Here is an 18,947-nt window from a genome sequence, read left to right as displayed (position 1 = left end):
GCTTAGCGGCTGCCCCCAAGCGTCTGAACGGCTTCCTTGAAGGAATCCTCGCTGTCGCGCATCAGGGACGAGATGCTTTCAAAAGCACGGTTGACCTCGATCAGCTGGGTGATCTCGCGCATGGCGTTGACGTTGGAATTTTCCAGATATCCCTGCTCGACGCCGACATTGAAGCGGTCAACGACGGCGCGCGGCTGGTCGGTGGTCATGATGCCGCTGTTTTCGTAGCGCAGATAACCCTTGCTGATATCGGCCTCGAACAGCCCCAGCGAACCGACCTGGCGGCCAGCCTGATAGATGATGCCGTCGGTGCCGACCGCCGGCTCGCCGGCCTTCGTGTCGAGCTGGATCGGCGCGCCGCCGGCGTCGAGAACCGGATATCCCCTGATCGAGACGAGCTCGCCGGTATCCTTGATCGTGAAGCGGCCGTCCCTGGTCAGGACGCGGCCGGCCGGCGTGTCGAGCGAAAACCAGGCATCGCCCTTGACGGCGAAATCGAGCATGTTGCCAGTGTGCTGCAGTTCGCCGTTCTGCTCATTCAGATAATCGTTGCCCTGGGAAACGAAGGCGACCTTGGTGTTCAGTTTGTTCTTGGTGGCCGCCACCATCTCGTCGAACTTCACCTCCGTGGCGCGAAAACCGGTGGTGTTCACGTTGGCCATGTTGTCCGCGATGGTGCTCAGGCGCTTTTCGAGCGCCATCTGCGACGACAGAGAAACGTAAAGACCGGATTGCATGTCGGTAAGCTCCAAGCATTGGCGATGAACGGAACGAAAAACCGGGCGTCGTCTGATCTGGTTCGGCCGGAATTTCGCTGAGGCGGCATCTCAGAAACGGACGCGAGCGCCCATTCGTCCCCTTTAGATTGGCGGCAGATGCTTGCGCGAAGCTGGCAGGCTGAAATGCCCGCAGACGGCCTTTTCATCAGCCTCACGCAAGGCAGAAACCCTATCCGTCTTAAAGAAAAGCAACGTTCAGATTGGGCTGACGATGAACATCATTATCGGATTTATAGTGACTTGCGGCTGCGTCATCGGTGGCTTCATGGCGATGGGCGGTCATGTGGACGCTCTATTTCAGCCCTTCGAGTTCGTCATCATCGGCGGCGCCGGTCTCGGCAGCTTCATCATGGCGAACCCGATGAAGGTGGTGAAGGACTCCGGCAAGGCGCTCGGGGAAGCCTTCAAGCATGCCGTGCCCAAGGAACGCAATTATCTCGACACGCTCGGCGTGCTCTATTCGCTGATGCGCGACCTGCGCACCAAGTCACGAAACGAAATCGAAGCCCACATCGATAATCCGGCCGAATCGACGATCTTCCAGCAGGCTCCGACCGTTCTGAAAAACAAGGAACTGACGGCGTTCATCTGTGACTACGTGCGCCTGATCATCATCGGCAACGCCCGCAGCCACGAAATCGAGGCGCTGATGGACGAAGAGCTCAACACCATCATGCACGACAAGATGAAGCCCTATCACGCGATCCAGATCATGGGCGATTCCTTCCCGGCGATCGGTATCGTCGCGGCGGTTCTCGGCGTCATCAAGGCAATGGCTGCGATCAATGAATCGCCTGAGGTGCTCGGTCACCTGATCGGCTCGGCGCTCGTCGGCACCTTCCTCGGCATCCTCTTGTCCTACTGCCTTTGCTCACCGCTGGTCTCCCAGATCAAGATCGTACGCAGCAAGCAGCACCGCCTCTACGTGATCGTCAAGCAGACGCTGCTTGCCTATATGAACGGCTCGGTACCGCAGGTCGCTCTCGAATACGGCCGCAAGACGATTTCGGCCTATGAACGTCCCTCCATCGATGCGGTCGAGCAGGAAATGATGAACCCCGGTGGCGAAAACAAGGCGGCTTAAATGACCATGGGCGATGCTTCGCGTGACAAACCGGCAATGGATCCTGCCCTTCTCGCCAAATTGACTGGCGGGCTTGGCGACAGAGGCCGGGTCTCCAAGATCTGCAGCTCTTTCGGGGAGGTCTACAGCGAGTTCTTTCCCGATGTCATCAAAAGCGAGACCGGGCTCGACGTAACGGTCGGCTATCTCGGCTGCGAGATCGGTTACAAGAACCACCTGATCGACGACCTCAGCCACAACGTCACGCTCGTCGACGCGACGCTGCGCAACTGGTCGCAGAACATCACGCTTGCCTGCGGCAACGGTTTCGTCATCACGCTGATGGAACACCTGCTCGGCGCCACCGCCGATACGATCGAGGAGCCGGCTGAGCGGCTGCTGTCGATCATCGAACTCGATCTGGCAGTCATGATCTTCGACAAGATCGCCAAGGTGCTGCGCTCGGCGGTCAACGCACCGGGCGGTTTCGAGCCAAGCCTTTCGGCCCCGCACGCCCATGACACGCGCCCCCGGCCGGCGGACGACCGCCCGGACGAATTTGCCGCGGCCATCAACATGTCGATCACGCTTGCCGGCATCGTTTCGGAATTCTCACTGATCGTTCCGCAGACGGCGCTGCTCAAGACCAAGGTGACGCCGCCGAAGCCGAAGCGCCAGGCCGGCAGCACCTCGCCGGAATGGACGGAACAGCTCGGCGACCAGGTCCGCCGCTCGCACGTCACGCTCGAGGCCAGGATCCGGCTGCAGGACCTGACGCTGCGCACGATATCGAAGCTGATGGTCGGCGACGTCATCCCCTTCCGCGACAGCGGCGACGTACGCGTCGAGGTCAGCGCCAACAGCAAGGAATTATATGTATGCGAGTTCGGGCGTTCGGGCGAAAACTACATGGTCCGAGTGAAGGATACGATGAACTCGGATGACGAACTCATCCGTCATTTGATGAATTGATCGGTTCTCTGGCCTTTGGGCTGCAAAGGCAGTTTGAGGCAAGTTTCAACTGGAATAGTGATTTCATGGCTACGAAGAAAACACCGCAGAACAGTGACCTCTCCCTGGATATGCCGGGCAGCGAAGCCGATCTCGACCAGGCGATCGACGATCTGCGCGGCGTGCTGAAAAAGGATGCCGACAGCGACCTGTCGCAGTTTGGCGGCGAGCTGGAGAATGATGACTTCGCAGCAGGAACGGATCTGGCCGCCTTTGGCGGCGAGGTTTCGGACTCCCCCTTCGGCGGCGACGATTTCGGCGGCGATTTCGGCACCGGCGCCAGCCCGGCTGCAGGCATGGATTTCGGCGGCAGCTCGTCGTTCGAGGCGTCACCGGCACCGCTCGGCAGCGCGCTGACCTCGAACTTCGAACTGATCATGGACATTCCGATCGATGTCCAGATCATGCTCGGCACCAGCCGGATGCAGGTCTCCGGCCTGATGAATCTCAATGAAGGCGCGACGATCGCCCTCGACAAGAAAATCGGCGAACCGGTCGAGATCATGGTGAACGGCCGCAGGATCGCACGCGGCGAGATTACGGTGCTCGATAACGACGACACCCGGTTCGGCGTAAAACTGATAGAAGTTTTGAGTACCAAGAAAGCCTGATCCCTGTGGGGACGGAGAGGTTAGACCATGATGGACTTTGACGATTTCGGCGGCGCGCTAGCCGAGAAACCGTTGACCCAGGCTGAAAAGGCGGCGGCGGTCCTTCTCGCCATGGGAAAGGGCGTCGCCGGCCGGCTGTTGAAATATTTCACACAGGCCGAACTGCAGACGATCATCTCGTCTGCCCAGTCGCTGCGCGCCATTCCGCCGGACGAGCTGCTGTCGCTCGTCTCCGAGTTCGAGGATCTCTTCACCGAGGGCGCCGGACTGATGGACAATGCCAAAGCGATCGAGGCCATTCTGGAAGAAGGCCTGACCCCCGATGAGGTCGACAGCCTGCTCGGCCGCCGCACGGCCTTCCAGGCCTACGAGACCTCGATCTGGGATCGCCTCAGCGAGGCCGAGCCGGCTTTCGTCGCACAGTTCCTGTTGCGCGAACATCCGCAGACCGTTGCCTATATTCTTTCGATGATGCCCTCCTCCTTCGGCGCCAAGGTACTGCTGCAGCTTCCCGACAACCGCCGCGCCGACATCATGAACCGAACGGTCAACATGAAGGCTGTCAGCCCGAAGGCCGCGCAGATCATCGAGAACCAGGTGATGTCGCTGCTGGCCGAGGTCGAGGCAGAGCGCAACGCCGCCGGCTCGACGAAGGTCGCCGATCTCATGAACGAGCTCGACAAGCCGCAGGTCGACACGCTGCTCACCTCGCTCGAATCGATCAGCCGCGAGGCAGTCAACAAGGTTCGGCCGAAGATCTTCCTCTTCGAGGACCTCATGTACATGCCGCAGCGCAGCCGCGTCCTGCTGCTCAACGACATTTCGACCGACGTGCTCACCGTCGCGCTGCGCGGCTCGCCGGCCGAAATCCGCGAATCGGTTCTCTCCGCCATCAGCCCACGCCAGCGTCGCATGATCGAATCGGATCTGCAGAGCGGCATGGGCGGCGTCAATCCGCGCGAGATCGCGATTGCGCGGCGCGCCGTGGCGCAGGAAGCGATTCGCTTGGCCAATTCCGGCCAGATCGAGCTCAAGGAGAAGGAAGGCGAGGCTTCGGCAGCCGCCTGAAACGGGCCGCAGTGAACTGATTCGTGCGACTCGTTTTAGCTCCTTGTTGCATGCACGTCGTGATCCCGCGCCCATGTATCGGCAGTTCCAGACTGCTGACAAATCCGGTATACCGAAAGGCGGCTGTTGATCGCCGTGCCACAGGCGACTACCCTTCCCATAAGCGCGTCGCGTGGAAACTTAGTTCCTGCGACGCGCTTTAGGTCTTTGTTTTGATGCATGTCGCATCCCAAAACCGCTGCACACTTTTGGGCGACGTGCGTTAGCTGGGGCCCATTTCTTCGACGGAGGGCCGCGACTTGGCAGATGATGACAAGGACAGCAAAACAGAAGCCCCGACCGCGAAAAAGCAGAGCGATGCCGCGGAAAAAGGCAACGTGCCGTCATCGCGCGAGCTGTCGATCTTCGCGACGATTCTCGCCACCTACATCTATCTGGTGTTCTTCCTCCCCGACAGCGTCGGGCGCATGACGGAAACGCTGCGCGACATCTTCGAGCAGCCCGACCAATGGAAGATCGAGACCGGGCCGGATATATTGTCGTTGTTCGTCCGGATCGGCTGGGCAAGTGCAGCACTGCTGGCGCCGGCCTTCATCCTGTTCATGGTGTTCGGCATCGCCTCCTCCGTCTTTCAGAACCTGCCGACGCTGGTGCTCGAACGCATCCGGCCGCAGGGCTCGCGCATCTCGCCGATCAAGGGCTGGTCACGGCTGTTCAGCCTGCCTGGCCTCATCGAATTCGGAAAATCGCTGTTCAAGGTCGTCGTGGTCGGGGTCATCCTGTTCTTCGTGATGAGGAGCGAATATTTTAGCTCGATCGACGCGATGTTCTCCGATCCGCAGACCATCCTCGTGCGGATGATGACAGCGATGCGCAAGATCATCATCGTCATGCTGATCGCCACCGCCATCGTGGCGATCGCCGACCTTTTCTGGACGCGTCACCACTGGTTCACCGAGCTGAAGATGACGCGGCACGAAGTGAAGGAAGAAAACAAGCAGGCCCAGGGCGACCCTTTTGTCAAAAGCCGGCAGCGCTCGCTGATGCGCGACCGTGCGCGCCGGCGCATGATCGCCAACGTACACCGTGCAACACTCGTCATTGCCAACCCGACGCACTATGCCGTGGCGCTGCGCTACGCGCGTGAAGAGAACGACGCGCCGGTGGTTCTGGCCAAGGGCCAGGACCTCATTGCCCTCAAGATCAGGGAGATCGCCGAGCAGAACGGCATCCCGGTGTTCGAGGATCCGCCGCTTGCACGCTCCATGTTTGCGCAAGTCTCGGTCGATAGTGTCATACCGTCAGTCTTCTATAAGGCCGTTGCGGAGCTGATCCACCGGGTCTACGCCGCAGACGCCAAGAACAAACGGGTAAGATAAGCCGAATGAAAAAATGCCCCCACTCTACCCAGCGTGAAAAGATCCTCGCAGACGCGATCAGCCCGGTCGCCACCGAACTGCGCCTTCTGGATGCTTCTGACCTTATTTCACTGCTGCGCTTCGAGTATTACGGCAATCTGGCCGATCTCGTCGCTTCGGCGGCGGAGCTTTTCTTTCATCCGGGTACGGTCAATTTCGGCCTGGGCGGAAACTATACGTTGGAGTGGGGCGGCAAGCCCGAAGTCGTTCTCGACCTGGAAATCAAGCCGCGCGGCGTCACCGTCTATGCCCAGCTCACCCTTGCCGAAGATCATGCCGGCATCGAAATCAATCACATCGCCTTCCAGGATCCCTCGGCCGACCCCGACCAGAATACCGCCTTCCTGGAAAAGAGCCTTCGGCAAGCCCGCTACAGCATGAAGCCGCCGCGCGCGCTCGCCAGCTGATTTGCTCTCACAACAAGCAAGTTTCGCGCCGACTTTCGTCCAGGGCGGCCGGCGCCGGTTCAGCTGATGTAGCCGAGCCGGATCGCCTTGGCGATCGCCTGGATACGGTTGACGGAATTGAGCTTGATGGTCGCCGAGCCGAGATAGGCATTGACCGTGTGGACGGACAGGCCGAGTTTTTCGGCGATCTCTTCACTGATGCGGCCGTCACCGGCAAGCTGAAGACAGGCGATCTCGCGTTCGCTGAGGGCCTCGGCGGCGGCCGCGCGGCGTTCGTCGAGCGAGAGCAGATCCATCATGATATGGCAGCAGCGGCCGTGCAGCTCGACGATCGTGTCGCTAGATGGATCGATATCATCGCCGGTGAAAAGGATGAAGCCGTTGCCGACGGCGCCGAGCCGCACCGGAAAGGCAAGGCCGGAGAAGGGCAGGATGCCATCCTTCAGGCGCGTCATGAAGGGCGAAAAATCCGCCGGACCGGGGGCCGCCCGGTCATGAGCGCCGGCCCAGGAGAGCGGCAGCAGCGACTTTTCGATATGATCGAGTAGGATATCGCCATAGGCATCCGTCAAGGCCTTGCCGAAACCGGCATTGGAAGGTCCCCAGTTCTCGAGCTCGCAGACAAGGCGCTGCTTTGCCGGAAGCCCCGAGCCGCTGACACGGTAAATCGCGAAGCCTCGAGCGTCGGCGAGCTTCTGCATCGCGATGAGCCGCGGAAAAAGATCGGAGCGGCTGGAAATCCTGTTCATCCGCACCATGCGCAGCGGATCGGCGCCGCTCATCGCCCTGCTTGATGGATGCCCCATGGATCCCCCTATACGAAATTGTTGCGGACCGCGAAGGCAATGGCCTCCGACCGGGTCTTGGTCGCCGTCTTGCGCATCACGCTGGTGATGTAGTTGTTGATGGTATTGCGGGAGATTCCGAGGATCATCGCGATCTCGTCGCTGGTCTTGCCCTCGGCGATCCAGAACAAGCATTCCAGCTCGCGGTCGGTCAGTTCGAAATCGCGATCGACCCGCGCGCCTCCGCAGCGCAGAAAGCTCGCAACGTAGCCGGCAAGCAGCCCCACGTCCCGCAGTCGCTCCGGCGACAGGATGAAGCCTTCGCCGAACAGGAACATCAAGGCGAGCCGCGAGCGGCCGACATTGAAGGTCAAGGAACAGTATTGGCGGCTGGCGCCGTCCGGCACGTCTGCGGCTTCGGGCAGAAGCGCAAAATTCGGCTGGAAGACCTGCATGCATTTTTCCAGCTCGGTCGAGCGGGCATAACCGCTGACGAGATCATTGGCGACCTCCTTGACCAGATCGAAGGGCCAATCCGAGGAAACGATGAAATCGAGGCCGCTTTCCTGGATCAGATCACACCGCGCCAGAAGATAGTGCGAGGCACCGACATAGTCCGTCAGGGCGCGCAGTCCGGACTGCAACCTGCCGGTGTTTGCGACCCCGTGCAGGCGTTGGATCAGCTCGTCGCGCGGCAACAGAGCCGGCGCCACTGCGCTTGCGAAATTCATCATGTGCCTCTCGCCTTTGCTCGCCAGAACTATGTTCATATCCATTGGCAACGTCCTGCGGCTGAGAAACGGTGACACTCGGTGCAACTGCAATTTTTCTGTAAAGGATTCAATTCAAGTCCCGCGAATCCCATTTCGAATCACCTAAGGGTAAGCCAGCCGATGCAAAGTAGCATCTCCGACTTCTAGGTATTTACATCAGCCGCCGTTCGTGCCTTGATTCGAATGCCGATTATGCCGCTCGAGATATGGCAGAGGCTAAGGTGATTCTGGCTGTATCGCAACTTGATTCGCGTATTGCGCGAGTGAAGCCAACAGATTTAATGCGTCTGTCCGAAGCCGTCGTGGCGACGACGTGAAAAGGGCCGGTTTCCCGGCCCTTTCTTATGCTGCGTCGTCGATCGCCCATTTCCTGAGGATTTTGGCGGCGCGTTCCTCGTTGATCTCCACCATGCGGGCAAGCTTGCGTTCCGGCCCCTCCTTGACGCGGCGGTTGAAGTTGCCGTCGTCGTCGCCAAGACTGAGCAGATCCTCGGTGCTGTCGAAGCCGAAGTCGGATCCGAAGCCGTCCATGAGAGCGCCTCCGGGGGCGCCTGCCGCCGGCGCGAAGTCCGGGAGCTCGAGACCGGCCGCTTCCGGCGTGGCATCGCCGAGGACCGAGCTGGAGCCGTTGCCGCTAATGCTGCGTACCAGCGGCCGCAGGCCCATCCAGACCACCACGAAGGCGACCGCGACGAAGGCCAGCGAGTTGATGATGCCGGCAAGGTTGCGGTTCAGCATGTCCATGACGCGTATACCGCCGGTGGCGTCTTCGAGCAGCTGGTTCTCGAGGAAATCCATGGCCGTGACGGTGACGACGTCGCCGCGGCTAGTGTCGATTCCGGCTGCCGAAGCGACGATGCTCTTCATCTCGGCAACATAGGCGTCCATCTTGGCCTGGTCGGCGGGCTCGCCGACCATCTTGGCGATGCGGCCCTTGTTGACGACCACGGCGATCGACAGCTTTTCGACCTTGTAGCTGCTGCGGGTCGTCGCCGTCGTCTTGCTGTTGATTTCGTAGTTGGTCTGCTCTTCGCGCTTGTCGGACTTGTCCTGCGATTCCGGGCCGTTGGCGCCGCCGGCCTCGGGGGCCGCCTGGGGAATGTTCTGTTCGACGGTCGTTGCGTTGTCGGACTGCCTCTGCTGCGACTGCTGGGCTTCCTTCGTCGATCGGACCGAACGTTCGACCTTGGATTCAGGATCGTAGACGGTTTCCTGTATCTGCTGGGCGTCGGTATTGAGGTCGGCCGTGACGCTGGAGCGGAAGTTGTCCATGCCGAGGAAGGGCGCGAGCGCCTTGTCGATGTTGGATTCGACTTCCTGCTGAACGTTCTGGACAATGTTGAGCGAGCGGTTCAGCGAACTGTTGCTCGCCTCGTCGCCGGAAGCGAGCAACTGGCCGGCGGAATCAAGAATCGTCACGTCATCGACGTCGAGCCCCGGCACAGCCGAGGCGACGAGGTGGCGGATCGAGGTGGCGGCGCCGCGCCCGGTGGCGGCGCTGGCGCGAATCATGACGGAGGCGGTCGGCTTCTGCTCGGCCTTCCGGAAGTTTCCGACTTCGGGCATGACGATATGGACGCGCGCGGCCGTGATGCCCGAGATCGACTGGATGGTGCGGGCGATCTCGCCTTCCAGCGCGCGAACCCGCGTCACTTCCTGCATGAAGGAGGTCAAACCGAGCGAGCCGACATTGTCGAACAGTTCGTAACCAGCATTGGCGCTGTTCGGCAGGCCGCGCTCGGCAAGCATCAGGCGGGCCTTGCCCGTCATGCCCGCCGGAACGGTGATGCTGGAACCGTCCGCCCCGACCTGGAAATTGATGTTGGCTTCGGCAAGCGCCATGCTGATCTGATTGAGATCGGGAGCTTCGAGACCGACGTAGAGCGTTTCTTGAGCCGGTTTGTTGACGAAAAGAGCAGCCGCAAGGATGATGGCGATGGAAAGGGCGCCGACGCCCCCCAGAATCATCAGGCGCGTCCGGCCCAGGGCACCAAAGTTCTTAAATATCTGAACTAATTGATTTAACAGATTCATTCTGTTCTCGCACGATCCGTCAAAGACAAAGCAGGCTTATTGCCTCATCTGACGAATAATCGGCGAAACTTGTGCGAGCGTTTCGTGAAGAGCGCGCGGGAGCGAGAGGCTCAAGCATGTCGCAGCGATGTTGCGAGAAGGACGTGCGTTAAATGAGGAGCCTAAGGCGCAAGGAGTGAAGCTGAAAGATCGCGCGCCTCAGAAGAAATCGAAGTCGCCGGCCGCCTTGCTTAGCGGCTGGGAATGGCCGTGGCGTGTGACGCCGCCCAGCGCCTTCTGCATCTCCGCCAGCTTGACGAGGCTGAGTGCGGTCGCGACGTCGACCGTCCAGCCGAGCGGGATTTCGCCGGTGATGGTATCGATGAATTCGGCAAGGCCGCGCGATTTCTGCACTGCCAGATCGATGCCCTGCATGACCTTCATGGCATCCGGCGAATTGAGGATTTCGGCGCCGCCGAGTTCGAGAAGCTGCGGCTCGATGCGCTCGATCAGGTAAGCGACATCATGCAGTTCCGAAACGATGCGCATGAGGATGTCGCTCAGCGCTTCAACAGGCGCGGGCGGCTCCATCACCGGAGTAAATGTCATATCAAAATCCTCGCCATCAAAAAAATTCGATACTGGTTTCGGCGGGCTTCTGCGGAGCGGCGGGACGCTGCTCGAGAGCGACGGTTCTCTGCGTTTCGGCGCCGGTCAGCGGATATTGCCGGGCACGACCGGAGACCGGCCAATATTCGAGCTTTCGCCCATGCTCTCCACCGGTGGAGGAGCCGACCACCGGAATGCCTTCATCCCTCAGGAACTGCATGGCGAAGGCCGCGTTCTGCTCACCGACGTTGGAGAATGTCGAGATCGTCTTCGCGCCGCCGAAGATCTTTGCCTCCAGCCGGTCGCGCCGGGCGCCCTGCTTCAGGAGACCGTTGATCAGCAGTTCCATCAGATGCACGCCGTAGCGTGTGGCATCGCCGCCTGATGTCGGCGACGTCGCCGAACCGGGCAGCAGAAAGTGGTTCATGCCGCCGACACCGGCGACGGGATCTCTGAGGCATGCGGCCACGCACGAGCCGAGAATGGTCGAGAGGACCGCATTCGGATCGCTCAGGACCTTGTACTCGCCCTGAATGATGTGCACGCGGCGGGCTGCCCCCTCAGTGATCATTTCAGAGCTCCAAACACGGCTTCGATGGCCGCTTTCATCTTCTCGATCGTGAACGGCTTGGCGAGTACGTTGTTGGCGCCGAGCTGGGCTGCCTTCTGCACCAGCGCCCGATCGCCCTGGGCGGTGAGGATGATGAAGGCCGCCTTCTTGGTGTTCGGGTTGGTGCGCACGGCCTGAAGGAAGCCGATGCCATCCATCTTCGGCATGTTGAAGTCCGAGATCACCAGGTGGTGCGGCTGCTCGGTCATGATTTTCATGCCCTGCTCACCGTCGCCTGCGGATGTGATCTGCTTGAAACCGAGCTGGGTCAGCGCATCGCTGAGCAGCAACCGGCTCGTTACCTGATCATCGACGATCAGAACTTTGATTTTCTCCGCGATCGACATTATTCGGTCCCTTCCTTTCGGGCGGCTGTCAATTTCAATATTTCTTCGCCGATGGCAGCCAGCGGCAGCTGCTGCTCGACGGCGCCAAGTTCCTGAGCAACCCTTGGCATTCCGTAAACGACGCAGGTTTTTTCGTTCTGGCCGAGCGTTCTGGCGCCGGCGTGGCGCATTTTCAACAATCCGGCGGCGCCATCGCGGCCCATTCCGGTCAGAATCACGCCAACGGCGTTGCGGCCCGCGAGTTCGGCGACCGAATCAAAGAGCACGTCCACCGACGGTCGGTGACCGTTGACCGGCGCCCGGTCGACAAGACGGCAGCACGGCGCCGAGCCGCCGCTGACCTGGAGATGACGTTCGCCGCCCGGCGCCAGGTAGATCTTGCCGATTTCGAGGCGGGCGCCATCGGTCGCTTCCTGCACTACCGGGGCGCAGAGACGGTTCAGCCGCTCGGCGAAACTCTTGGTGAAGGTCGGCGGCATATGCTGGGTGATGACCGTCGGGGGGCAGTTGGCCGGAAATTTCTGCAGCACGGCGATTAGCGCCTCGACGCCGCCGGTCGACGAGCCGATGGCGACGATCTTGCGGCCGACGCGGAACTCGGCGACCGAGGGCGGCGGCGTGACGGCAGCCGCCGGCTGGGAGAACTGGCGCTGCGTGCGCGCGGCAGCCTTGACCTTTTCGGCGAGATCGCCGAACGGCCTTGGTTCGCCGGGGCCCGGCTTGCCGACGCAGTCGAAGGCGCCGATTTCAAGCGCAGCAAGGGTCGCTTCGGCGCCGCGATGCGTCATCGTGGATACCATGATGACCGGCATCGGCCGCAGCGTCATGATCTTTTCGAGGAAATCGAGGCCGTTCATGTTCGGCATCTCGATGTCGAGCGTCACCACGTCGGGGTTCAGCCGCTTGATCGCCTCGCGCGCTTCCAGAGCGTCGCCGGCCTGGCCGATGACGTTGACCTCCGGGTCGGAGCTCAGCACGGCGGTGATCAGCCCCCGCATGGTCGGCGAGTCGTCAACAACGAGAACTCTTGCCGGAGCGCTCATGCCTTCCTCCCGAGACCTTTGGTGGCGTATCGATAGGTCGTGATGCCGATATTGTCGAAGACGTGTTTTGCTTCGCCGGAGACGCGCTCGGAATGGCCGATATAGAGATGGCCGCCCTCCGGCAGCAGGCCGGCGAAACGCTGCCAGATCTTCATCTGCGTCGGCTCATCAAAATAGATGACGACGTTACGGCAGAAGATGACGTCGAACTTGCCCTTGAAGGGCCATTGCGCCATCAGGTTCAGCTCGTTGTAGGTGATCAGCCGCTTGACGCGATCGTCGACCTGGAACTTGCGGCGGCCCTGCACTTCGACTTCGCTGAACCACTGCTTGCGCATGGCGGGCGAGACGGTTTCGAGCGCGTTCTCGTCATAAGCGCCGGCCCGGGCGATGGCGAGGATTTTCGGGTCGATGTCGGTCGCCAGGATCTTGAAGTCGTAATCGGCGACATTCGGCATCAGCGACAGCACGGTCAGCGCGATCGAATAGGGTTCCTGCCCGTCGGAGGAAGCGGCCGACCAGATGCGCACCCTGCCGCCCGATCGCGCCCGCTGCAGAAGCTCCGGCAGGACATGGTCGCGCAGATGCTCGAAATGATGGTTCTCGCGGAAGAAGCGGGTAAAATTGGTCGTCAGATGCGAGAGCATTTCGCGACGCGCCGCAGCCCCAGCCGGCGACGCGACCAGTTCGCAATATTCCCGGAAACCGGAAAGACCAAGATTGCGGATATGCTTCGAAAGACGCGAATAGACGAGCGAGGCCTTCGTCTCGTTGAGGAAGATCCCGGCATCCGAGTAGATCATGGCGGCGATTTCCGTGAGGTCGCGGCGCGTCAGCGGATATTCTCCGCTCGCCAGCACCTCGTCGGCTCCCTGCCTCAGATCTTTTGCGCCCATTGCGTTCATGCGGCTTCGCTTTCGGTCTCGGAAAAGAGGGCTTCAAGTTCGATCAGGCAGATCATCCGCTTGTCGATGGCGAGAATGCCCCGGGCGAACTGGCGCTCGAGGTCAGAGGAGATTTCAGGGGTCGGCTGAATGATCTCGTCGGTCACCGTCAAAATGTCGGAGACGGCGTCGACCAGGAGGCCGACGACTTTGCGCCTGACCTGGGCGACGATGATGACGTGACGGGCTGTGGGATCGGCGGGCTTCATGCCGAGGCGAGCGGCAAGATCGATGATCGGCAGCACCGCGCCGCGCAGGTTGATGACCCCCAGCATGTAGGCAGGCGAGTGCGGCATCGCGGTCGCCGGGGTCCAGCCACGGATTTCGCGAACCGACATGATGTTCACGCAAAATTCCTGATCTCCGATGCGGAACGCGATCAGCTCGCGATCCCCCTGGTTCAGACTTTTTACAGCGTACGACATTCCTTACCCTACCGCTGCTAACGACATTTCCGCTTTGAGCGACTGGCCGCGCGAGGCGCCGACAACCGCATCGACATCGAGGATGAGAGCCACGCGTCCGTCGCCGAGGATGGTGGCGGCGGCAATGCCCGGCACATGGGTGTAGTTGGCTTCCAGGCTCTTGATGACCACCTGGCGCTGTCCCTGGATGGCATCGACCATCAGGGCGCGCTGGCCGCCACCTTCCGACTCCACCAGGAGCGCCACGCCCTCGACGGGATTGGCCTGGGTTGCGCGGAAGTTCAGGATGCGGCCGACATCGACCAGCGGGCAGAAACTGTTGCGGATCGAGATCAGCCGGTGGTTGGCGCCGAAGGAGTGGATCGCGGAAGCTTCCGGCTGGAGGGTTTCGACGATTGCCGTCAGCGGCACGACCAGCGTCTGACCGGCGACGGTGACCACCATGCCGTCGAGGACGGCGAGCGTCAGAGGCAGGCTCATCGTGAAGACCGAGCCGTGGCCCGGCTTGGACGTGATGTTGATGCGGCCGCCGAGCGCCTGGATCGAACGCTTGACGACGTCCATGCCGACGCCGCGGCCTGAGATGTCGGAGATCTTGTCGGCAGTCGAGAAGCCCGGAAGGAAGATCAGGTTATCGATTTCCTCGTCCGACAGGTTGGCATCGGCCGGGATAAGGTCGTTGTCGATCGCCTTCTGGCGGACCTTCTCGCGGTTGATGCCGGCGCCGTCGTCGGCAAGCTCGATCAGGATGCGGCCCGAACGATGCTTGGCGGTGAGGCGGACTGTGCCTTCGGTGTTCTTGCCGGCGGCGGCGCGCTTTTCCGGTGTTTCGATACCGTGGTCGACGGCATTGCGGATCATGTGGGTGAGCGGCTCGGCCAGCTTGTCGATCACCGTCTTGTCGACTTCGGTGTTTTCACCTTCGGTGATCAGGCGGATCGACTTGCCGGTCATGTCGGCGATTTCGCGGACGATGCGCGACATGCGCTGGAAGACCGGCTTTACCGGCTGCGCGCGGATCGCCATCACCGAGTCCTGGATCTCGCGGGTGAGCTGCTGCAGCTCTTCCAGGCCCATGTTGATCGAGGAGGTGCCGGTCGTGTCATTCTCGATGACGCTTTGCGACAGCATCGCCTGGTTGATGACCAGCTCGCCGACGAGGTTGATCAGGCGGTCGACGCGGTCGAGATCGACGCGGATCGTCTGGCCGGCGCCGGCAGCGCTGTTCTGGGCGGCGGCGTTTGCCGCGGCTGCTGCGGCGGCTGCCGATTCCTTCTTCTCGACGCGGGCGGCGGCTGCGGCCATCTGCGTGACATTGGAGGCTGTCTCGGCGGCGGCAACGGCAGCTGCCGTGTCGTCGGAACGTGCAGGGCCCTCTTCGCCCGGGCCGGTCTCGTCGAGAATCGACAGGTCGAAGGGAACCGGCACCATCGGCAGTTCCTCATTGCTCGACGCGTCGCCTCTTGCTTCCTCGACCGGCTTCACCGTCAGCTCGCAATCCCACTCGGCGAATTCAAAGACGGCGCGAATGGCGTCCTCGCCCTTGTCGGTCTTGAGCGTGATGTTCCAGAAGAAATAAGCCGCTTCCGGATCGAGCTCCTCGAGGCCCGGCAGCTCATCGGCATTGCAATAAATCGTCATTTCGCCGAGGCGCGAGAGGTCGCGCAGCAGCAGGGTGGCGTCATTCCCCTTTGAATAGAGTTCGTGGCGCGGCTTGAAAGTGATCTCGTAGGCCGGCAGGCCGGAGCCCGCATCATCCTCGCCGCCGAAATCGTCGAAGGAGAAGGGGATCGGCTGGAAGCCGCTGTCGTCGGTCGGCTTGGGGGCAGGCGCCGGAGCGGGATTTGCCGCCGCCTTCGGCGCCGGAGCCTCGGCTGCTGCCGAGGGAGACGGCAGCTCGCCATTGGCCAACGCCTCGAGTTCCTTGACGAGGCCGCGGCTGCGGCTTTCATCGACACTGCCGCCATCGCGCGCAGCATTGGTCAGGTCGGCGAGCACATCGGCCGACTTCAGCATCACCTTCAGGACGTCCTGGGTCGGCTCGAGCTTGTTGGAACGAACGCAATCGAGAGTGGTCTCGAAAACATGGGCGAAGGCAACCAGATCATCAAGGCCGAAGGCGCCGGCGCCCCCCTTGATCGAATGCACGGCACGGAACACCGCATTGACGGTTTCCGGATCGCGATCGCCATCGTTCATTTTCAGAAGACCGGATTCCAGCTCGGCGAGCTGTTCCTCGCACTCCTGGAAAAAGATCTCTTTGATTTCGTTCATATCCATAGGAGCAAATCCTGGGTTTAAGCGGTTACGCGCTCAATTGCATCGATCAGCTTGGCCGGGTCGAAAGGCTTGACGATCCAGCCGGTGGCGCCGGCCTGGCGGGCGCGATTCTTCTTTTCCGCGTCGCTCTCCGTCGTCAGGACCAAGATCGGGATCGCCCGATATTTCTCGTTGCGGCGGACACCTTCGATGAAGCCGAAACCGTCGAGGCGCGGCATGTTGATGTCGGTCACGATGACGTCAGGATTGGACTCTTCGAGAACTTCGAGACCCTCGACGCCGTCTTCCGCCTGGATCGTCTCGAAACCGGCATTGTTCAGCGTCACGAGCAGCATGTTTCGGATGGTGCGGGAATCATCCACGGTAAGCACTTTTTTCTTCATTGCCGGATCTCCTTGGCAAGCAGGTGGTCGATATCGACGCCAACCAGCTGCATGGTTTTCTGAAATGCGTCGGACACCTTGGAGAAGGTGAACGGCTGCTTGTCCTGTTCCCAGGTTTTCTCGGCGGACATCAGAACCTGGGCGCAAAGAGCGCCAACCCGTTCGACGTCGGACGCGTCGATCGAAAGAGCGCTTCCCCGCATGGAGAGGAGTTTGTCGCGTAAGGCGGAAGCCTCGTTGAGGTCGAGCACCGCTGTCAAATTCAGCGTCTTGCCACTCTTCTTTGCTACCATCAGCTTTTCCTTGTCCCCCTTGTCCCCGGCCCTGAAAGACGAGCTGAGGCGATAATCCGATAGGTTAGTAAACATTCCGCCCACCTCCGCTGCCCGCGCGGGGCCGAGGAAGGTCAAAATCATCATTTTCGTATTCGTCCTCGGCCAGCGACGGACGCGCGGCGATTCCGACGCTGGGCGGCGGTGTGGCGCGAGCCGGCGCCGGTGGCGCGGCATGAGCCTTTTCGCGGGCAATGCGGAATTCGCGAATAGTCTGACCGAGCTCGACAATAACTGTGTGAAGATCATCGGCGCCTGCCGCGGAGCGCTCGGCAAAACCGGCGCTGCCAGCCACCTCGGTGCCCAGCCCCCTGACGTCGGCCGTGACGCTGTCGAGGCTCGCGGCATGTTCGCCGGTTCGGGTGGCGATGCCTGATATGGCGGCGTTGATGTCGGTGACCTGACGCACGATGCTGCCGATCGAATCCTGCGTGCGGCCGACCATCTGCACGCCCGCATCGACCTGCGCCTTGGTCGTCGTCACCAGCGTCTTGATCTCGCGGGCGGCTTCGGCCGAGCGCTGGGCAAGAGCGCGGACCTCCTGGGCGACGACGGCAAAGCCGCGGCCGGAGTCGCCGGCGCGGGCGGCCTCAATGCCGGCATTGAGCGCCAGAAGATTGGTCTGGAAGGCAATCTCGTCGATCGCGCCGATGATCTGCCCGATCTTTTCGGCCGATTGCTCGATATCGGCCATGGCGCTGATTGCGCGGCCGACGACCTCGCCGCTCTCTTCGACGGCGGCGCGCGTCGAGGCGGCCGCCTGTTCGGCGGCGCGGCTGTCGGCGGCACCGTCACGCACACTGCCGGCGATGCCGGCAAGGGCGGCGGCTGAAAGCTGCAGCCGGTCGGCCTGGCCGGACGCCGTGCCGACGAACTGCCGCGACAGGGCGGCAAGTGAGGCTGTCGCGGCTTCGGCCTTGAGCGTGCGCTCGGAGATGGCGGTGAAGTCGGCCTGGAGACTTTCCAATGCGCCGTTCAGTGCGGCGGCGATCCCGGCAAAGGCGCCGTCGCCGTCGACGGGTGCGCGCCGCGTCAGATCGCGCGCGGACAGGCCTTCGATGACATCGCCGAAGACCCTCATGACCTCGGCCTCGCTGTCGGCGCGCTGATCGGCGAGCGCGCGGCTGTGAGCGGCGCGAAGCGCGTTGAAGCGCAGCGAGACGGCGATTTCCACATCGACCATAACGATGCGGATGATCGCCGTCATCAGCTCCGAGATTTCGCGGGTACGGCGCCTGGCCGACGGCAGCAGTGGACGGCCGGCAATCTCGTCGACGAGACCGGAAACGACATGTTCGAGCATGACGCCGTGGCCGGCGACATGCCAGCGCGGGTCGAGGCCCATCTTGCTTTCGGTGTCGGAGAGAACCTTGACGCGTTCGGCATAGAGACTGTCGAAGCGTGCATCCGTCAGCACGTCCCAATGCGAGGACTGCAGATCATGCAGGCGCTCGACCTGGCGTTCGCTGTCGAAATTGCGCGAAGCGTCGGGAAAGGCCTGGAACCGGTGGAAGAGATCCCTGAGTCCCGCCTTCAGATGCGCCTCGAGGGCCGGCCGGTGGCGGCGCACCAGCTCGCATTGCTCGGCATCGAGACCGGCAAAGCGCAGGCGGTCGCGCAAGCTGCCTGCCTGCGCTCCACGAGCCTGATCTGATGGCATTTCCTGCCTCAACGCCTGTCCCCAACCCGCTTTCCGGGCAGATGCCCGGCAAAAAACTTTCGCAGCATCCGAGGAAGCCAAGCGTGGAGACGGTCCTCACCACCGGGCACAACCGGCGGATCGAAGGCCTCTGATCAGCTATTCTCTATCGGAGCTGTCTGAAGAGATGGATACCGGATCGACCCGGTACGGCGGTACGGCGTCATGCCTGGTGGGAACGAGTGCATCTTCCCATTCCGACGTGTAACCCAATGTTTATGGTTAATTCCTTGCCCGAAGGTTAATAAGCCTTTCGCAGCGCAGGACTTTCGCAGCAATTCAAGGCAGTTCGCAGGAAATACTCCCGCGGAGTTGCACGGCTGCTACAAGGCACACGCAAGCTCCGT

Annotated in this window: 20 protein-coding genes; 6 read left to right on the top strand and 14 right to left on the bottom strand. The window is 61.6% G+C overall.

Features of this window, described 5'->3' with window-relative positions:
• Positions 1-2 precede the first annotated feature (2 nt).
• Positions 3-737, bottom strand: coding sequence for a flagellar basal-body rod protein FlgF (flgF, locus tag J0663_RS12060; protein ID WP_207240566.1), 735 nt, complete (start codon positions 735-737; stop codon positions 3-5).
• A gap of 253 nt (positions 738-990) precedes the next feature.
• On the opposite strand from flgF, the gene motA reads away from it, so the two are divergent.
• The 6 genes from motA to J0663_RS12030 all read left to right on the top strand — a co-directional run bounded on the left by motA (position 991) and on the right by J0663_RS12030 (position 6,357).
• Positions 991-1,863, top strand: coding sequence for a flagellar motor stator protein MotA (gene motA / locus J0663_RS12055; RefSeq protein WP_064681139.1), 873 nt, complete (start codon positions 991-993; stop codon positions 1,861-1,863).
• On the top strand, positions 1,864-2,814 hold the full coding sequence (locus J0663_RS12050; RefSeq protein ID WP_207240565.1) for a FliM/FliN family flagellar motor switch protein: 951 nt from the start codon (positions 1,864-1,866) through the stop codon (positions 2,812-2,814).
• A gap of 65 nt (positions 2,815-2,879) precedes the next feature.
• Entirely contained in the window at positions 2,880-3,464 is a 585-nt protein-coding gene (gene fliN, locus J0663_RS12045; RefSeq protein WP_207240564.1) for a flagellar motor switch protein FliN, read from the top strand.
• 27 nt (positions 3,465-3,491) lie between these two features.
• Positions 3,492-4,532 (top strand): flagellar motor switch protein FliG, encoded by a 1,041-nt coding sequence (gene fliG, locus J0663_RS12040; RefSeq protein WP_207240563.1) that lies wholly within the window; start codon positions 3,492-3,494, stop codon positions 4,530-4,532.
• Positions 4,533-4,831: 299 nt separating this feature from the next.
• On the top strand, positions 4,832-5,911 hold the full coding sequence (gene flhB / locus J0663_RS12035) for a flagellar biosynthesis protein FlhB (RefSeq protein WP_207240562.1): 1,080 nt from the start codon (positions 4,832-4,834) through the stop codon (positions 5,909-5,911).
• Between the two features lie 5 nt (positions 5,912-5,916).
• On the top strand, positions 5,917-6,357 hold the full coding sequence (locus tag J0663_RS12030; RefSeq protein ID WP_207240561.1) for a hypothetical protein: 441 nt from the start codon (positions 5,917-5,919) through the stop codon (positions 6,355-6,357).
• A 59-nt stretch (positions 6,358-6,416) separates the two neighbouring features.
• Here J0663_RS12030 and visR read toward each other — a convergent pair whose 3' ends face one another.
• The 13 genes from visR to J0663_RS11965 form a co-directional block, all read right to left on the bottom strand.
• Positions 6,417-7,163: a transcriptional regulator VisR gene (gene visR, locus J0663_RS12025; protein ID WP_207240560.1), complete on the bottom strand. Its 747-nt coding sequence runs from the start codon at positions 7,161-7,163 to the stop codon at positions 6,417-6,419.
• An 8-nt stretch (positions 7,164-7,171) separates the two neighbouring features.
• Positions 7,172-7,918, bottom strand: coding sequence for a transcriptional regulator VisN (gene visN / locus J0663_RS12020; RefSeq protein WP_207240559.1), 747 nt, complete (start codon positions 7,916-7,918; stop codon positions 7,172-7,174).
• 339 nt (positions 7,919-8,257) lie between these two features.
• Positions 8,258-9,949, bottom strand: coding sequence for a flagellar basal-body MS-ring/collar protein FliF (fliF, locus tag J0663_RS12015; protein WP_207240558.1), 1,692 nt, complete (start codon positions 9,947-9,949; stop codon positions 8,258-8,260).
• A 198-nt stretch (positions 9,950-10,147) separates the two neighbouring features.
• A complete protein-coding gene (gene cheT, locus J0663_RS12010; protein ID WP_207240557.1) occupies positions 10,148-10,537 on the bottom strand; it encodes a chemotaxis protein CheT in 390 nt (129 codons plus the stop codon).
• 16 nt (positions 10,538-10,553) lie between these two features.
• A complete protein-coding gene (gene cheD / locus J0663_RS12005; protein WP_064693807.1) occupies positions 10,554-11,108 on the bottom strand; it encodes a chemoreceptor glutamine deamidase CheD in 555 nt (184 codons plus the stop codon).
• Positions 11,105-11,494, bottom strand: coding sequence for a response regulator (locus J0663_RS12000; protein WP_004672258.1), 390 nt, complete (start codon positions 11,492-11,494; stop codon positions 11,105-11,107). The genes cheD and J0663_RS12000 overlap by 4 nt, the downstream gene beginning before the upstream one ends.
• Positions 11,494-12,537, bottom strand: a complete 1,044-nt coding sequence (gene cheB / locus J0663_RS11995) for a protein-glutamate methylesterase/protein-glutamine glutaminase (RefSeq protein ID WP_207240556.1) — start codon at positions 12,535-12,537, stop codon at positions 11,494-11,496. The genes J0663_RS12000 and cheB overlap by 1 nt, the downstream gene beginning before the upstream one ends.
• A complete protein-coding gene (cheR, locus tag J0663_RS11990) occupies positions 12,534-13,442 on the bottom strand; it encodes a protein-glutamate O-methyltransferase CheR (RefSeq protein ID WP_207240555.1) in 909 nt (302 codons plus the stop codon). The genes cheB and cheR overlap by 4 nt, the downstream gene beginning before the upstream one ends.
• Positions 13,439-13,906: a chemotaxis protein CheW gene (locus J0663_RS11985; RefSeq protein WP_011424005.1), complete on the bottom strand. Its 468-nt coding sequence runs from the start codon at positions 13,904-13,906 to the stop codon at positions 13,439-13,441. The genes cheR and J0663_RS11985 overlap by 4 nt, the downstream gene beginning before the upstream one ends.
• A gap of 3 nt (positions 13,907-13,909) precedes the next feature.
• Complete coding sequence (locus tag J0663_RS11980; RefSeq protein ID WP_207240554.1) at positions 13,910-16,186, bottom strand: chemotaxis protein CheA; 2,277 nt, start codon at positions 16,184-16,186, stop codon at positions 13,910-13,912.
• A 17-nt stretch (positions 16,187-16,203) separates the two neighbouring features.
• On the bottom strand, positions 16,204-16,569 hold the full coding sequence (cheY1, locus tag J0663_RS11975; protein ID WP_003570362.1) for a chemotaxis response regulator CheY1: 366 nt from the start codon (positions 16,567-16,569) through the stop codon (positions 16,204-16,206).
• Positions 16,566-16,862, bottom strand: a complete 297-nt coding sequence (locus J0663_RS11970) for an STAS domain-containing protein (RefSeq protein WP_207240553.1) — start codon at positions 16,860-16,862, stop codon at positions 16,566-16,568. Before J0663_RS11970 ends, cheY1 begins: the two co-directional genes overlap by 4 nt.
• 64 nt (positions 16,863-16,926) lie before the next feature.
• Positions 16,927-18,561 (bottom strand): globin-coupled sensor protein, encoded by a 1,635-nt coding sequence (locus tag J0663_RS11965; RefSeq protein WP_207240552.1) that lies wholly within the window; start codon positions 18,559-18,561, stop codon positions 16,927-16,929.
• Between the last annotated feature and the right edge of the window lie 386 nt (positions 18,562-18,947).

Origin of the sequence: Rhizobium lentis (genome assembly GCF_017352135.1) — a bacterium.
In the GTDB taxonomy this organism is placed as follows: Bacteria; Pseudomonadota; Alphaproteobacteria; order Rhizobiales; family Rhizobiaceae; genus Rhizobium; species Rhizobium lentis.
This window is presented reverse-complemented; position numbering and strand designations above follow the sequence as displayed.

Excerpts from the sequence above, each read along its gene's own strand:
- visN (WP_207240559.1), bottom strand. The coding sequence starts at position 7,918 with ATGGATATGAACATAGTTCTGGCGAGCAAAGGCGAGAGGCACATGATG.
- fliF (WP_207240558.1), bottom strand. The coding sequence starts at position 9,949 with ATGAATCTGTTAAATCAATTAGTTCAGATATTTAAGAACTTTGGTGCC.
- J0663_RS12050 (WP_207240565.1), top strand. The coding sequence starts at position 1,864 with ATGACCATGGGCGATGCTTCGCGTGACAAACCGGCAATGGATCCTGCC.
- J0663_RS11970 (WP_207240553.1), bottom strand. The coding sequence starts at position 16,862 with ATGGTAGCAAAGAAGAGTGGCAAGACGCTGAATTTGACAGCGGTGCTC.
- fliN (WP_207240564.1), top strand. The coding sequence starts at position 2,880 with ATGGCTACGAAGAAAACACCGCAGAACAGTGACCTCTCCCTGGATATG.
- J0663_RS12030 (WP_207240561.1), top strand. The coding sequence starts at position 5,917 with ATGAAAAAATGCCCCCACTCTACCCAGCGTGAAAAGATCCTCGCAGAC.
- J0663_RS11985 (WP_011424005.1), bottom strand. The coding sequence starts at position 13,906 with ATGTCGTACGCTGTAAAAAGTCTGAACCAGGGGGATCGCGAGCTGATC.
- J0663_RS11980 (WP_207240554.1), bottom strand. The coding sequence starts at position 16,186 with ATGGATATGAACGAAATCAAAGAGATCTTTTTCCAGGAGTGCGAGGAA.
- fliG (WP_207240563.1), top strand. The coding sequence starts at position 3,492 with ATGATGGACTTTGACGATTTCGGCGGCGCGCTAGCCGAGAAACCGTTG.
- cheT (WP_207240557.1), bottom strand. The coding sequence starts at position 10,537 with ATGACATTTACTCCGGTGATGGAGCCGCCCGCGCCTGTTGAAGCGCTG.
- flgF (WP_207240566.1), bottom strand. The coding sequence starts at position 737 with ATGCAATCCGGTCTTTACGTTTCTCTGTCGTCGCAGATGGCGCTCGAA.
- J0663_RS12000 (WP_004672258.1), bottom strand. The coding sequence starts at position 11,494 with ATGTCGATCGCGGAGAAAATCAAAGTTCTGATCGTCGATGATCAGGTA.
- motA (WP_064681139.1), top strand. The coding sequence starts at position 991 with ATGAACATCATTATCGGATTTATAGTGACTTGCGGCTGCGTCATCGGT.
- J0663_RS11965 (WP_207240552.1), bottom strand. The coding sequence starts at position 18,561 with ATGCCATCAGATCAGGCTCGTGGAGCGCAGGCAGGCAGCTTGCGCGAC.
- cheY1 (WP_003570362.1), bottom strand. The coding sequence starts at position 16,569 with ATGAAGAAAAAAGTGCTTACCGTGGATGATTCCCGCACCATCCGAAAC.
- visR (WP_207240560.1), bottom strand. The coding sequence starts at position 7,163 with ATGGGGCATCCATCAAGCAGGGCGATGAGCGGCGCCGATCCGCTGCGC.
- cheD (WP_064693807.1), bottom strand. The coding sequence starts at position 11,108 with ATGATCACTGAGGGGGCAGCCCGCCGCGTGCACATCATTCAGGGCGAG.
- cheR (WP_207240555.1), bottom strand. The coding sequence starts at position 13,442 with ATGAACGCAATGGGCGCAAAAGATCTGAGGCAGGGAGCCGACGAGGTG.
- cheB (WP_207240556.1), bottom strand. The coding sequence starts at position 12,537 with ATGAGCGCTCCGGCAAGAGTTCTCGTTGTTGACGACTCGCCGACCATG.